Raw genomic sequence first — 12,346 nt, 5'->3', positions numbered from 1 at the left:
TATTTCACCGGATTGCCTTGGTTTCAGCGCCTTGCGGCGTCCGCCCCGCGCACCCGGATCGCAAGCTCGGTCCGGTTGGTGACTTCCAGCTTTTCGTAGATGCGATGGAGATAGACCTTGACCGTCCCTTCCGTCAGTCCGAGTTGCGCCGCGATCTCGCGATTGCGCAGCCCTTGCGCGACCAGATCGACGATCGCCGCCTCGCGCCGGCTGAGCGCCGCGAACCCGCGATGCGCGGATGCGGTTTCGCGCAGCTTCAGGTCGAGCGCCTGCTGGACGAGGGACGGTTCCAGCCAGCGCCCGCCGCGCGAAACCTCGTCAAGGCACGCGATCATCCGGCTTTGCGCGCTTTCCTTGAGGACGATGCCCTCCACGCCCAGCTCGACTGCCTCCAGCAGCTTGCCATCTCCCAGGTCCGCGGTGAGAAGCACCACCGGCCGTGCATCACCAGCCGCGCGCAGCTGGCGCAGCAGCTCGACCCCGCCCGGCGGTGGCATGCGTTCGTCAAGGATCAGGATATCCGGTCGCGCGCTTTCGATCAGCGCGAGCACTACGCCGCCGTCCGGCGCGGTCGCCACGATCTCGTAATCGGTGTCGCGAAAGATCGCCTCGAGCCCCGACAGGATGATCGGATGGTCGTCGGCGACGAGCAGCCGGATCATGCGGCGCGACCGAGCGGAAGCGAAATGGTGATCTGAGAACCGGTATTGCCGGACGCCAGCGACATATGCCCGCCAAGCGCCCGCACGCGCTCACTCAGCGACCAGGGCACCTTGCCATGCCGATCCATCGCGAAATGCCCGTCACCCGGAAAACCGGAGCCATTGTCGGTGAGGACCAGCCGTATGGTATCGGCGACAGCCTCCACCTCGATCGCGACGCTGCTCGCCCGACCATGGCGGACGGCGTTGGCGACGGCTTCGCGCACCAGCTGGCGGCACTCTCTTTCGACCGGAACCGGAGTCTCGATTTCAGAGGAGCAATGATCGACGCTGCAATTCACATCCCACTGCCGCGACATCCGCGCGGCCAGCTCCTTCAGGCTCTGGCGCAGATCCGTGGCCGCGCCCGGCGGACAACCGCGCAGCTGGCCGATCAGCATGCGCATCTCGCGCTGCTCTGCGACGAGATCGTCCTGCAACGCATCGATCTCCGCCTCGATCGCCTGCCCCGCCCGCGCGGACTTCTTGACGCCCTCGAGGCGGTAGGAGGTGCCGGCAAGCAGTTGCAGCACGCTGTCATGGAGATCGCGCGAAAATGAAAGTCGTGTCCGCGTCGAGGCCGCGTCGGCCAGCAGGGCCATGGCACCTGCGCGCTCGAAAGCGGCCGAAACTTCCTCGCCCAGGCTCTCGCCCTTGGCGACGTCGTCCGAGCACAGACCTGGCATGCCGATGGCAAATATGATCCCGCCATAGCCACCCGATTCAACCGGCACCACAATCCCGCGACCGGACAGATATGCCCGCGCGAAATCCTCATCGATCACGCCGTCCAGCACTTCCACCCTGCGCGACCGCCCTTCCCGCAAAAGCAGTCGGCGCCGGTCGAAATCGAACAGGAAGGGCGCGCGCGCCCATCGCCGGTCGACCAGCAGACCGAAACGGCCGGGATCGTGGCGATGCTCCGCAAAGCCAGTCTCGTCCAGCACCGCGACGTTGGTCCACGGCTCCTCATAATTCCACCAGGCGATGACGACGCGACCGGCGCTGGTGTTCGCGGCAACGAAATCAGCTGCGGCGCGGATCGGCGGATCGGCGGCGCGCGACGGATCGGCCGGCTGTCCCTGATCGAGACGCGGCATCTTGGGACGCAATTGATTGAGCCCGAACCAGACGAGCACGAAGGAAAGGACCAGGAGGAAGGTGGTCCGGTAGAAGAAACGGCGCGGATCAAGCTCCGCCGCCTCCCAGAGCACCCCGGCCAGACTGGCCGACACGAACAATGTGATAAGCACGGCGGCGGTAGCCGCCGTCTCTCGCCAGCCCCAACGCAGCGCCGCAGAAAGGATGATGAACGCGAAGAAGGGGAAATAGGGATTGGCATAACCCTGGGTAAGGAAGGCGAGGGCGGTGAAGAGCGCGAGATCGACGATCAGCGCCGGCAAGGCCAGCCGGGTTTCCAGCCGCCAATCGCTCCAGGTCACGGCAAGGCAGAAAGAGGCCAGCAGCAGGTAACCGAGCAGCAGCGAATAGGCGATGCCGGCATGATGGACGGGCTGCGCCGGATCGAGCCCTATGCCGGTCAGAAACACGGTGCCCAGCAACACGCGACTCAACGATATGACCCGACCCGACCGGTGCTGAAAAATCTGCTGAATCATTGATTTCGCCCGCCAGGCGACATCCGAATATGCCCCGGGACCTAGGCTAGCTTGATCTGTTACAATGTCAAACCGGCCTCAAGGGCATCGAGCCGCTGGCGGAGACGGAGGGATTCGAACCCTCGGTAGGAGTAATCCCCCTACGGCGGTTTAGCAAACCGCTGGTTTCAGCCACTCACCCACGTCTCCGAGCCGGCCAAGGATGCGGCCTATATAGGCGGGAATTCAAAGGTTCAACCGCGCTGCGCGGTCGCTCCGGCGCCGACGAAACGCGCCCGTGCCGAAGAGACAGGGCGCGCTCAGCGCCCCAACGCGACGGTTAGACCCAGATTGAGGCCGTGATTGACGCGCGGGTCGCTGAAGCTGCGAACCCCGCTCAACGGGAAATAGAAGATGCCGCGATAGCGCACGTCGAGCGCCAGCCGGTCGCCCAAGCGTGTGAGTATGCCGACCGATATATCCGGTCCGGTCGCAGTCTCGGCAGCGAGATCGGCGGACAGATCGAGCGCGCCCCCTCCGGCCAGGTCGGTCAACACCGCCGCGCCGCGGCGTGGCGGCGTGTGGCTCGCATGGATCATACCGTTGACATAAGCGAGCTGTCGGCGTGCGAAGGGCACGAAGGCCGCCGCTCCGGCACGCAGACTCCATGTTTCCGACCCGGAGCGCAAGTCGAGGCGCTCCGCGCCTTGCGACAAACCGAGATCGACCGGACCGGCGCCGGAGAGCAAGGCGGTCAGGTTGGCGATATTGTTCGAGGATGTGGAGGCGGAATCGAGTGTCGCGCCGCCGCGTACGCGCTCGTAGCGAACGCCGCCGATCAGCGCGAACCGCTCGTCCAGGCGATGCTGGGCTGTGAGTTCGAGGTCGAGCCGGCGGTAACTGGCATTGCCTTCCGACACAGATGTCAGCAAGTCCGTAGCGGTGAAGCCGCCGGCGTCGAGCGAAAGCGTCAGCGGCACGACGATCCGCGAGCGGGATTCCGCTTCTCCGTAAAGCGCGGTGAATGTGAACTGGGTGCGTTGTCCGCCCACCGAGATCGCCCCGCCGAACATCGGGAAGACGATCTGGCGGGCGCTGCCACCTCCTTCGCCGACCGCACCGGACAGGGCCGCGTCTGGACCGGCCAGCGCCCGTATCTGGTCACTGAGTTCGGCCAGCGCATCGGCGGGAATCGGAAAGGCACCGATCCCCTGCTGGCGCTGCTCGCCATTGTCGAAATAGACGACAAAGCGTGGCGACAGGCTGATTTCGGCCGCGATCGCCCCTGCGGGCACCAGCAGAAGAGTGGCCAGTCCAAGAAGAAGCCAGCGCAACGCCATCAATCGCCCCCTTTCGCCATCGAACCTCTTGCGTAACGGCAGCAAGCGGCCCGCCTTAAGGCATGGCCTGGCTCATGGCGCGGGAACGACTCGCTTGGCCGCAAGATCGACTCGCCTCGGCTCTCGTTCATTGCGGGGCAAGGCAGAGCGGCATTAATCTTGCCGAGAAGGATTGTGCGGGGAATACGGCATGTTGAAAACATTCGCGAAAATCGCGGCTGCGGCGGCGCTGCTGACGGCTGTGCCGGCACTGGCGCAGCAAATCCAGACGGTCGATCCCAACCAGTCGACCCAGGATTATCCCGAGTGGCAGAACGAGCCGTCGGATTATCCGGAATGGCAGAGCGGCGATACTCCCTCCCCGCCCCAGCCCGACTCGGACTGGACGCCGATCGAAACGGAACGGACGCAAGTCACGCCGCCGCGCGACGCCTATACGCCACCCGCGGATCGGACGACGGTGCCGCGCGAGGACGTCTTCACCGCCGCCGAGAGCGTGTTCGGCCGCGGCACCGAGGGGCTGGCCGGGATCATCGAGAACATCCTGCGCGACCGGGGCGAGCCCAGCGCCTATATTTCCGGCCAGGAGGCGAGCGGCGCCTTCGTCTTCGGCGTGCGCTACGGATCAGGCGTGATGCGCCATCAGATCGAGGGCGACCGCACCGTCTACTGGACCGGCCCGTCGCTCGGCTTCGACGCCGGCGCCGATGCCAACAAGGTCTTCATCCTCGTCTATAACCTGCATGACGGGCAGGAGCTGTTCCGCCGCTATCCGGGCGCCGAGGGCAACGCCTATTTCGTTGGCGGCTTCACGGCCCAATATATGCGGCGCGGCGACGTGGTGCTGATCCCGGTGCGGCTCGGCGTCGGCCTCCGGCTCGGCGTCAATGCCGGCTATATGCGCTTTTCCGAGCGCAACCGCTGGCTACCCTTCTAACAATCGCCAGGGCAGCTTCTCTCCGGCGTGGAACGGCACAAGTGACGTGCCGGGTGCCGGCAGCGTATCGGGGATCTCGATCGCCACGCGCTCCAGCGTGAGCGTGCCTTCATTGAGCGGAAGACCATAGAAGTTCGGCCCGTTCTCCGAAGCGAAGGCTTCGAAGCGGTCCAGCGCGCCCTCCTGGTCGAACACCGTCGCATAGGATTCGAGCGCATAAGCGGCGTTGAAGATGCCGGCGCAGCCGCAGGCCGCCTCCTTCTTCTCGATCGCATGGGGGGCGCTGTCCGTGCCCAGGAAAAATTTCGGCGAGCCCGACACGGCGGCGCGGCGCACGGCCAGGCGATGCGCCTCACGCTTGGCGACGGGCAGGCAATAGGCATGGGGACGGATGCCGCCGGCGAACATCGCGTTGCGGTTGATGACGAGATGCTGGGGCGTCACCGTCGCGGCCACATTCGGCCCGGCCGCCTCGACGAAGCCCACCGCCTCGGCTGTGGTGATATGCTCGAACACCACCTTGAGCGTGGGGAATTCGCGCACCAGGTTGGTCAGGGTGCGATCGATGAACACCGCCTCGCGATCGAAGATGTCGACATCGGCGTCGGTTACTTCGCCATGGACGAGCAACGGCATGCCGATCCGCTGCATCGCCTCCAACGCCAGACGGAGATTGGCGATGTCGGTGACGCCATGCGCGCTGTTGGTCGTCGCATGGGCCGGATAGAGCTTCGCCGCCGCCCACACGCCGGCCTCGAACCCGCGCGCCAGCTCCGCCGGATCGGCATCGTCCGTAAGATAGCAGGTCATCAGCGGGGTGAAGCCCGCCTCTGCCGGAACGGCGGCGCGGATGCGATCGCGATAGGCTTCGGCCGCCGTCACTTTCGTCACCGGCGGCGCCAGATTGGGCATCACGATCGCGCGGGCGAACTGGCGGGCGGTGTAAGGCGCGACCGCCTTCAGCATCTCGCCGTCGCGCAGATGGACGTGCCAGTCGTCGGGGCGGCGGATGGTGAGGCGCTGAATCTGGGTCATCTTTGCTTCTTCATTTCCGGCTCGCGCCTCCCTAACTGGCTTGGATGACCGCGACCACCCTCGTCGAACGTGCGCTGATTCGTCTTTCGGGCGAAGATGTACGCGGCTTCCTGCAGGGGCTCGTTACCCATGACGTTGCCGCGCTGGCCCCTGAAGCACCGCTCTGGGCGGGCTTGCTGTCCGCGCAGGGCAAGGCGCTGTTCGATTTCCTGCTCTGGGCGGACGGCGAGGACGTGCTGATCGATTGCGAGCGGGGCGCAGCAGGCGATCTTGTAAGGCGGCTGACGCTCTACCGGCTGCGCCGTCCGATCACGATCGCGCCCGCGCCGGAACTTTATGCGCACTGGTCGCCGGATGGCGATGAAGGCATATCCGATCCCCGCCTGCCCGCGCTTGGCCGGCGCTGGCTCGCACCCGATTCGGGCGCCGGCGCGGACGCCGCCTGGCTCAAGCATCGCCTGTCGCTGGGCGTCACCGAAGGCGCGGCCGAGCTGGGCGCCGACAAGACGCTCTGGCTGGAATGCAATGCCGCCGAGCTCAATGGCGTCAGCTTCGGCAAGGGCTGCTATGTCGGGCAGGAGAACACCGCCCGGATGAACTGGCGCAACAAGGTGAACCGGCGGCTGGTCGTCGTGCCGACCGATGCACCGGGACCCCGCGCCCGCATCCATTATCCTGAGCTCGGCCTTTCCGTGGAGCATCGCCGGATTGACGATCTCGGCGAGGCGATCATGCCGGACTGGCTGGCGGCGGCGCTGAAGGCGTGATCGTTGGATTGCCGCCTTCATTCATGCCCAAATCGGTGTAAACTGCGCGCGCTGCGAGGGGGAGACGGGGAGTGGGGAAAAGATTTTCGAGACAGGCCGCGGGCTTCGTAATGCTCGGATCGCTCGTTGGTTGCGGCGTCATCGGTCCGATCGCCAACCCCTCCGCCTCGGGTGCGCCCTACGCCTCCTGCGGCTATGTCGCGCCGCCGCCCGGAGCGCGGCAATGCTTCACGCTCCAGCGCCAGACCGCCACCGGCGAAGACCTGCCGATGAATGATGGCACGATCGCGACAGGCGAACAGATACGCGCCATGCCAACCGGTGCGGCCGGCTGCGCGCGCGAGCACACCTTCGCGACCGTGGCCGGCGATGCCGACGCGCCGGGCGCCATGTCGATGTTCGTCTTCGGCGTCGGCTTCGGCCTGGTTCACCGCGATTTCGCCTGGCGCGCCCCGGTCGCCGGCCGCAGCTTCGCCGTCCCCCATATCGGCGGCCCGATCCTGAACCCGCAGGGGGCCACCGTACGCGCGACGGACGGCAGCTTCCGGGTCAGCGAGATCTGCTTCAAGGCCTTCCACCGCACGCGCGGCGCCTGACCGCGATGGTCAGGCCGCTGGGCGCGCCGTCCGGGCGATGTTCCAGAGCGCGACCGCGCCGATGCCCATCCAGATCACGTTGAGCACGGCGGACGGATAGGCCCCGTTTACCCCGCTGTTCACGATGAAGCCGGCGGCGCCCGCCACGTTCATCCATTGATAGACGGGCGAGCGCGCGGTGAGCTTGCCGGCGGTGAGCAGGGCATAAGCGGCGAGGATCGACAGGGCCGCGGCCCAGCCGATCGCCTCGATCGCGAGCGTCCAGCCGCTCAGGCGGTCCCGCCCCGCGCCAGCTGGCGCAGCACATAATGCAGGATGCCGCCATGCTTGAAATATTCGAGCTCGTTGGCGGTGTCGATCCGCACCCGCGCGGCGAAGCTGAAGCCGGTGCCGTCGGCGCGATCGACCTTCACCGCGATCTCCTTGCGGGGGGTGAGATCGTCAACGCCGGTGATCGTGAAGGTCTCGGTGCCGTCGAATTCGGGCACGTCGCCGACGAACTGAAGCGGGATCACCCCCATGCCGACCAGGTTGGAGCGATGGATGCGCTCATAGGTTTCGGCGATGACGGCGCGCACGCCCAGGAGATTGGTGCCCTTCGCCGCCCAGTCGCGCGACGAGCCGGTGCCATATTCCTTGCCGGCGATGACGACGAGCGGCGTGCCCTCCGCCTTGTACTTCATCGCCGCGTCGTAGATCGGCATGACCTCGCCCGACGGGATATGCCTGGCGATGCCGCCCTCGATACCGGGCACCATCTTGTTCTTGATGCGGATGTTGGCGAAGGTGCCGCGCATCATGACATCGTGATTGCCGCGCCGCGCGCCGTAGGAGTTGAAGTCCGCGCGCGCCACCTGATGCTCGGTCAGGAAGACACCGGCCGGGCTGTCCAGCTTGATCGAGCCGGCGGGCGAGATGTGATCGGTGGTGATCGAATCGCCCAGCAAGGCCAGCGGCCGCGCGCCGATAATGTCGGTCGGCGCGGTCGGCGTCATCGACATGCCCTCGAAATAGGGCGGATTGGCGATGTAGGTGGAGCCGGCCGGCCAGCCATAGGTGTCGCCGCCCGTCACGGGGATGGTGCCCCAGCGCGCGTCGCCCTTGTAGACGTCGGCATAGCGCGCGCGGAACATGTCTCCGTTCACATAGGAATCGATGTAGGAGCGCACCTCCTCGTTCGACGGCCAGATGTCCTTGAGGAAGACGTCATTGCCGTCAGCACCCTGCCCGATCGGCTCATCGACCATGTCGGACGCCACCGTGCCCTTGATCGCATAGGCGACGACCAGCGGCGGCGAGGCGAGATAGTTGGCGCGCGCGTCGGGCGAGACGCGGCCTTCGAAATTGCGGTTGCCGGAGAGCACCGAGGCGGCGACCAGGTCGCTCTTGTTGATCGCCTGGCTGATCGCCTCCGGCAACGGGCCGGAATTGCCGATGCAGGTCGTGCAGCCATAGCCGGTGAGATTGAAGCCCAGCGCGTCGAGATCGGCCTGCAAGCCGGATTTCTCGAGATAATCGGTGACGACCTGGGAGCCCGGCGCGAGGCTGGTCTTGACCCAGGGCTTGCGATTGAGGCCCCGCGCGCGCGCCTTCTTGGCGACCAGGCCGGCGGCGATCAGCACCGCCGGGTTTGAGGTGTTGGTGCAACTTGTGATCGCCGCGATCACCACGTCGCCATGGCCGAGATCGTGCTCGGCGCCAGCCACGGGTGCACGCTTTGACAGGACCGATGAATCGAGACCGAATTCCTTCTGGAAATTGCCGACGAATTCATCGTCCAGCCGGGCGAGCGTCACCTTGTCCTGCGGCCGCTTCGGGCCGGCGAGGCTGGGCTCGACCGTCGACATGTCGAGGCTGAGCGTCTCGGTGAAGACCGGCTCTTCGCCGTCGGCGACCAGCCACATGCCCTGCGCCTTGCAATAGGCTTCGGTGAGCAGGATGTCCTCTTCCGGCCGGCCGGTGAGGCGCATATAATCGAGCGTCTTCTCGTCGATCGGGAAGAAGCCGCAGGTCGCGCCATATTCCGGCGCCATATTGGCGATCGTCGCGCGGTCGGCGAGGCTGAGCGCCGAAACGCCCGGGCCGTAAAATTCGACGAAGCGGCCGACGACGCCCTTGGCGCGGAGCATCTGGGTGACGGTCAGCACCAGATCGGTAGCGGTGATGCCCTCCTTGAGCGCGCCGGTCAGGCGGAAGCCGACCACTTCGGGGATCAGCATGGAGACGGGCTGGCCCAGCATCGCGGCCTCGGCCTCGATCCCGCCGACGCCCCAGCCGAGCACGCCGAGGCCGTTGACCATCGTCGTATGGGAATCGGTGCCGACGAGCGTGTCTGGATAGGCGACCTCGTCGCCCGAACCCTTGTTCACCGACGACCAGATGCCGCGGGCGATATATTCCAGGTTCACCTGGTGGCAGATGCCGGTACCCGGCGGCACGACCTCGAAATTGTCGAAGGCGCTCTGGCCCCATTTCAGGAATTCGTAGCGCTCCATGTTGCGCTGATATTCGAGCTTTACATTTTCCTCGAAGCTCTGCGGCGTGCCGAAGGCGTCGACCATGACGGAGTGGTCGATGACGAGATGGACGGGGACGAGCGGATTGATCTTCTGCGGATCGCCGCCGAGCCTGCGCATCGCGTCGCGCATCGCGGCCAGATCGACGACGGCGGGGACGCCGGTGAAATCCTGCATCAGCACGCGGGCCGGGCGATACTGGATCTCGCGGTCCGAACGGCGCTCCTTCTGCCAGTCGACCAGCGCCTGCACGTCCTCGACCGTCACCGTATCGCCGTCCTCGAAGCGCAGCAGATTCTCCAGCAGCACTTTCATCGAGAAAGGCAGTCGCGAAACGTCGCCCAGCTTCTCCGCCGCTTTGGGCAGCGAATAATAAGTATAAGCCTTGCCGCCGACCTTGAACGTGTCGCGCGTGCCCAGCGTGTCCTGACCAACAGCCGTCATCTTGCCGCTCCCTTCCCGTGGAGCTCAATCGCAAGCGCGCGGCGCGCGCCGAGATTGAGTATTGCGGCGCGTCTAGCAAGCCCGAGGCCGGCGGGAAAGGGAGGGAAAAAGAGAGGGCCCGCCGCGACCGGTGGCGGCGAGCCCTCTCGCGGAGCACGCTCGGGGGGCGGGCGTGCATACCGCTGTCTGACAAGCTTTGGTTAATTAGCGGGTTACCATCAATCCCGTGGAATTACGGGGCTGGCTCGGTTCGTCGCTCCCACGCAACCGGAAGGCCTTCGCCGGCGTTGAGGCGCGCAGGTTCGAGTGAAGAAGGAGCCGATGTAATGGCGACGAACATCCTCGCGGATCGTGGCGGCAGCCTCGTCCCTCCGGCCGCACAGCGCGGCTATCATATCGTCTATCGCGATCATCAGACCAACCACTGTCCCGGCTGCGGCCGCGCCCATTGGTATATCGGCCGGATCATGGCCGAATGCGCCTTTTGCGGCACCGCTTTGCCGCTGGAGAACGCGGCCCTGGTCGCGGGCGGCCAGATCATCCGCACGGTCCGGCGCCATCCGTTTGGCGAGGAGCCGGCGCTGGTCCACTGAACCCGGCCACGGCGTTAACTCCGTCTTGGCGACGTCCATGGCATGGCGTCGCCATGTCGATGGGCAAAACCCTGTTCTGGGCCGGCGCCATCCTGATCGGTGCAGCGCTCCTCGCGCCCGGCCTGCCGGGCGACGGCGACGCGCCGGTCGCGCGGACACCCGTCCCGGCGCGGCCGGCCGCGCCCGCGCCCATCCCGACGGCACGCGCCGGCAACGGCAGCGCCGGCCAGACGATCTCGCGCGCCGAGGACGGCCATTTCTATGCCGAAGCCCAGGTCAACGGCGCGCGCATCCGCTTCCTCGTCGATACCGGCGCCAGCCTGGTCGCGCTCACCCCGGAGGATGCCCGCCGCGCCGGCATCGCCATAGGCGACGTTACTGGCCGGGCACAGGGCGCGGGCGGCGAGGTTGCCTTCGCGCCGGTGACGATCGACCGGCTCGCGATCGGCCCACTCGAGGCGCGTGACGTACGCGGCGCGGTCGCCGATCGGCTGCCGGTCTCGCTGCTCGGTCAGAGCTTCCTGCAGCGCGTCGGCAGCGTCGAGATGCGCGGCGACACCATGATCCTACGCTGAACCGAAATTCGTTTCGGAACATAAGCTTATCGGAACGGCCCGAGGGTCCGCGCGTTGGTGCGCGGCAGGGGTTGGACGAGGAGCGAAGTCATGAACAACCAGAACAACGATCGCCATCGGCAGCAAGGCGGCCAGAACCGTCAGCAGCAGCCGGACAAGGACCGGCAGCAACAGCAAGGCGGGCAACAGGATGAACAGCACCGCCAGCAGCGCTGAGCCTGACGCGATCCGATGACTGGGCCGTTCGGGAAGCCGGGCGGCCCTTCATCAATGCGCCCTGTGCGCCTTCATCCGGTGCATGATCGCGACGATGACGCCGCCGACGATCAGCCCCACGATGCCATAGCCGATCGCCCCGGCCAGCCAGCCCACCAATCCCTGCGCGATCGGAACGCCATGGCCGGCGACTTCTGCCACATCATGGATCCAGTGCGGGATCGGGGTCAGGTGGAACACCTCCAGCCCATGCACGATGATGCCGCCGCCGACCCAGATCATCGCCGCCGTGCCGATGATCGACAACGCCTTCAGCAGCTTCGGCATCGCCTTCACCAGCCCCCGGCCGAAGGCGCGTACCCCCGGCGATTCGCGCGCCGCGAGATGAAGGCCGAAATCGTCCATCTTCACGATCAGCGCGACGGCGCCATAGACGGCGACGGTGATGCCGACCGCGACGACCGCCAGCACGATCGCCTGCATCGTCGCCGACTGATTGGGCAGCTCGGCCAGCGCGATCGCCATGATCTCGGCCGACAGGATGAAATCGGTGCGGATCGCGCCGCTGACCTGACGGTCCTCCAGTTCCTGCGGATCGGTGATCTCGACCACCTCGGCGGCGTGATCCACGCCTTTCAGCGATTCGACGACCTTCTCGGTGCCCTCGAAGCTGAGATAGGCGCCCCCCACCATCAGGATCGGGATGATCGCCCAGGGCGCGAGCAGGCTGAGCGCCACCGCTGCGGGCAGCAGGAAGAAGAGCTTGTTCCGGAGTGAGCCGCGCGCGATCTTGGCGATAATCGGCAGCTCGCGCTCCGGCGACAGGCCGACGACATAGCGCGGCGTCACCGCCGCATCGTCGATCACCACGCCCGCCGCCTTGGCGCCCGCCCGGCCCGCCGCGCCCGCGACATCGTCGAGCGACGCGGCGGCGACCTTCGTGAGCGCCGCGACATCGTCCAGCAGCGCGACCAATCCACCCGGCATGCGGCTTATTCTCCTGTCGTGAAGGATGGCTAGCGCCGCGC

Annotated in this window: 12 protein-coding genes and 1 tRNA gene; 5 read left to right on the top strand and 8 right to left on the bottom strand. The window is 66.4% G+C overall.

The genetic code is table 11. The features are described 5' to 3' along the window. Window positions 1–23 precede the first annotated feature (23 nt). The 4 genes from KF780_04485 to KF780_04470 all read right to left on the bottom strand — a co-directional run bounded on the left by KF780_04485 (window position 24) and on the right by KF780_04470 (window position 3,639). On the bottom strand, window positions 24–662 hold the full coding sequence (locus KF780_04485; protein MBX3561053.1) for a response regulator transcription factor: 639 nt from the start codon (window positions 660–662) through the stop codon (window positions 24–26). Next, window positions 659–2,275 (bottom strand): hypothetical protein, encoded by a 1,617-nt coding sequence (locus KF780_04480; GenBank protein ID MBX3561052.1) that lies wholly within the window; start codon window positions 2,273–2,275, stop codon window positions 659–661. The genes KF780_04485 and KF780_04480 overlap by 4 nt, the downstream gene beginning before the upstream one ends. Before the next feature lie 141 nt (window positions 2,276–2,416). Next, a tRNA-Ser gene (locus KF780_04475) sits at window positions 2,417–2,509 on the bottom strand. A gap of 110 nt (window positions 2,510–2,619) precedes the next feature. Further along, window positions 2,620–3,639, bottom strand: coding sequence for a hypothetical protein (locus KF780_04470; protein MBX3561051.1), 1,020 nt, complete (start codon window positions 3,637–3,639; stop codon window positions 2,620–2,622). A gap of 190 nt (window positions 3,640–3,829) precedes the next feature. Between KF780_04470 and KF780_04465 the strand changes: the two genes are divergently transcribed. Beyond that, window positions 3,830–4,576 (top strand): DUF1134 domain-containing protein, encoded by a 747-nt coding sequence (locus KF780_04465; GenBank protein MBX3561050.1) that lies wholly within the window; start codon window positions 3,830–3,832, stop codon window positions 4,574–4,576. Here the strand turns inward: KF780_04465 and pyrC are convergent. Further along, the gene (gene pyrC, locus KF780_04460) at window positions 4,565–5,611 is read right to left on the bottom strand and encodes a dihydroorotase (GenBank protein ID MBX3561049.1); all 1,047 of its coding nucleotides are present in this window, start codon (window positions 5,609–5,611) and stop codon (window positions 4,565–4,567) included. The two genes, KF780_04465 and pyrC, sit on opposite strands and share 12 nt — an antisense overlap. 44 nt (window positions 5,612–5,655) lie before the next feature. On the opposite strand from pyrC, the gene KF780_04455 reads away from it, so the two are divergent. Then, complete coding sequence (locus KF780_04455; protein MBX3561048.1) at window positions 5,656–6,378, top strand: folate-binding protein YgfZ; 723 nt, start codon at window positions 5,656–5,658, stop codon at window positions 6,376–6,378. A 110-nt stretch (window positions 6,379–6,488) separates the two neighbouring features. Continuing rightward, entirely contained in the window at window positions 6,489–6,974 is a 486-nt protein-coding gene (locus KF780_04450; GenBank protein MBX3561047.1) for a hypothetical protein, read from the top strand. A 9-nt stretch (window positions 6,975–6,983) separates the two neighbouring features. Here KF780_04450 and KF780_04445 read toward each other — a convergent pair whose 3' ends face one another. Continuing rightward, window positions 6,984–7,247, bottom strand: a complete 264-nt coding sequence (locus KF780_04445; protein MBX3561046.1) for a hypothetical protein — start codon at window positions 7,245–7,247, stop codon at window positions 6,984–6,986. Beyond that, window positions 7,244–9,934 carry an aconitate hydratase AcnA gene (acnA, locus tag KF780_04440; GenBank protein ID MBX3561045.1) on the bottom strand — a complete coding sequence of 897 codons (2,691 nt, stop codon included), beginning with the start codon at window positions 9,932–9,934 and terminating at the stop codon, window positions 7,244–7,246. Before acnA ends, KF780_04445 begins: the two co-directional genes overlap by 4 nt. Window positions 9,935–10,260: 326 nt before the next feature. Between acnA and KF780_04435 the strand changes: the two genes are divergently transcribed. Together KF780_04435 and KF780_04430 are read left to right on the top strand one after the other, a co-directional pair. Beyond that, a complete protein-coding gene (locus KF780_04435; protein ID MBX3561044.1) occupies window positions 10,261–10,527 on the top strand; it encodes a hypothetical protein in 267 nt (88 codons plus the stop codon). A gap of 53 nt (window positions 10,528–10,580) precedes the next feature. After that, entirely contained in the window at window positions 10,581–11,102 is a 522-nt protein-coding gene (locus KF780_04430; GenBank protein ID MBX3561043.1) for a TIGR02281 family clan AA aspartic protease, read from the top strand. A gap of 267 nt (window positions 11,103–11,369) precedes the next feature. On the opposite strand, the gene KF780_04425 is transcribed toward KF780_04430, so the two are convergent. Then, window positions 11,370–12,305, bottom strand: coding sequence for a DUF808 domain-containing protein (locus KF780_04425; protein ID MBX3561042.1), 936 nt, complete (start codon window positions 12,303–12,305; stop codon window positions 11,370–11,372). Window positions 12,306–12,346: the final 41 nt, after the last annotated feature.

The organism is Sphingomonas sp. (assembly GCA_019635535.1).
GTDB lineage: Bacteria > Pseudomonadota > Alphaproteobacteria > Sphingomonadales > Sphingomonadaceae > Allosphingosinicella.
The sequence above is the reverse complement of the archived record's forward strand: the minus strand, read 5'-3'. Positions and strand labels throughout refer to the sequence as shown.

Bases quoted from the DNA above. Each gene is read 5' to 3' on its own strand.
- KF780_04485 (MBX3561053.1), bottom strand. From the start codon at position 662: ATGATCCGGCTGCTCGTCGCCGACGACCATCCGATCATCCTGTCGGGG.
- KF780_04470 (MBX3561051.1), bottom strand. From the start codon at position 3,639: ATGGCGTTGCGCTGGCTTCTTCTTGGACTGGCCACTCTTCTGCTGGTG.
- KF780_04465 (MBX3561050.1), top strand. From the start codon at position 3,830: ATGTTGAAAACATTCGCGAAAATCGCGGCTGCGGCGGCGCTGCTGACG.
- pyrC (MBX3561049.1), bottom strand. From the start codon at position 5,611: ATGACCCAGATTCAGCGCCTCACCATCCGCCGCCCCGACGACTGGCAC.
- KF780_04455 (MBX3561048.1), top strand. From the start codon at position 5,656: ATGACCGCGACCACCCTCGTCGAACGTGCGCTGATTCGTCTTTCGGGC.
- KF780_04450 (MBX3561047.1), top strand. From the start codon at position 6,489: ATGCTCGGATCGCTCGTTGGTTGCGGCGTCATCGGTCCGATCGCCAAC.
- acnA (MBX3561045.1), bottom strand. From the start codon at position 9,934: ATGACGGCTGTTGGTCAGGACACGCTGGGCACGCGCGACACGTTCAAG.
- KF780_04435 (MBX3561044.1), top strand. From the start codon at position 10,261: ATGGCGACGAACATCCTCGCGGATCGTGGCGGCAGCCTCGTCCCTCCG.
- KF780_04430 (MBX3561043.1), top strand. From the start codon at position 10,581: ATGTCGATGGGCAAAACCCTGTTCTGGGCCGGCGCCATCCTGATCGGT.
- KF780_04425 (MBX3561042.1), bottom strand. From the start codon at position 12,305: ATGCCGGGTGGATTGGTCGCGCTGCTGGACGATGTCGCGGCGCTCACG.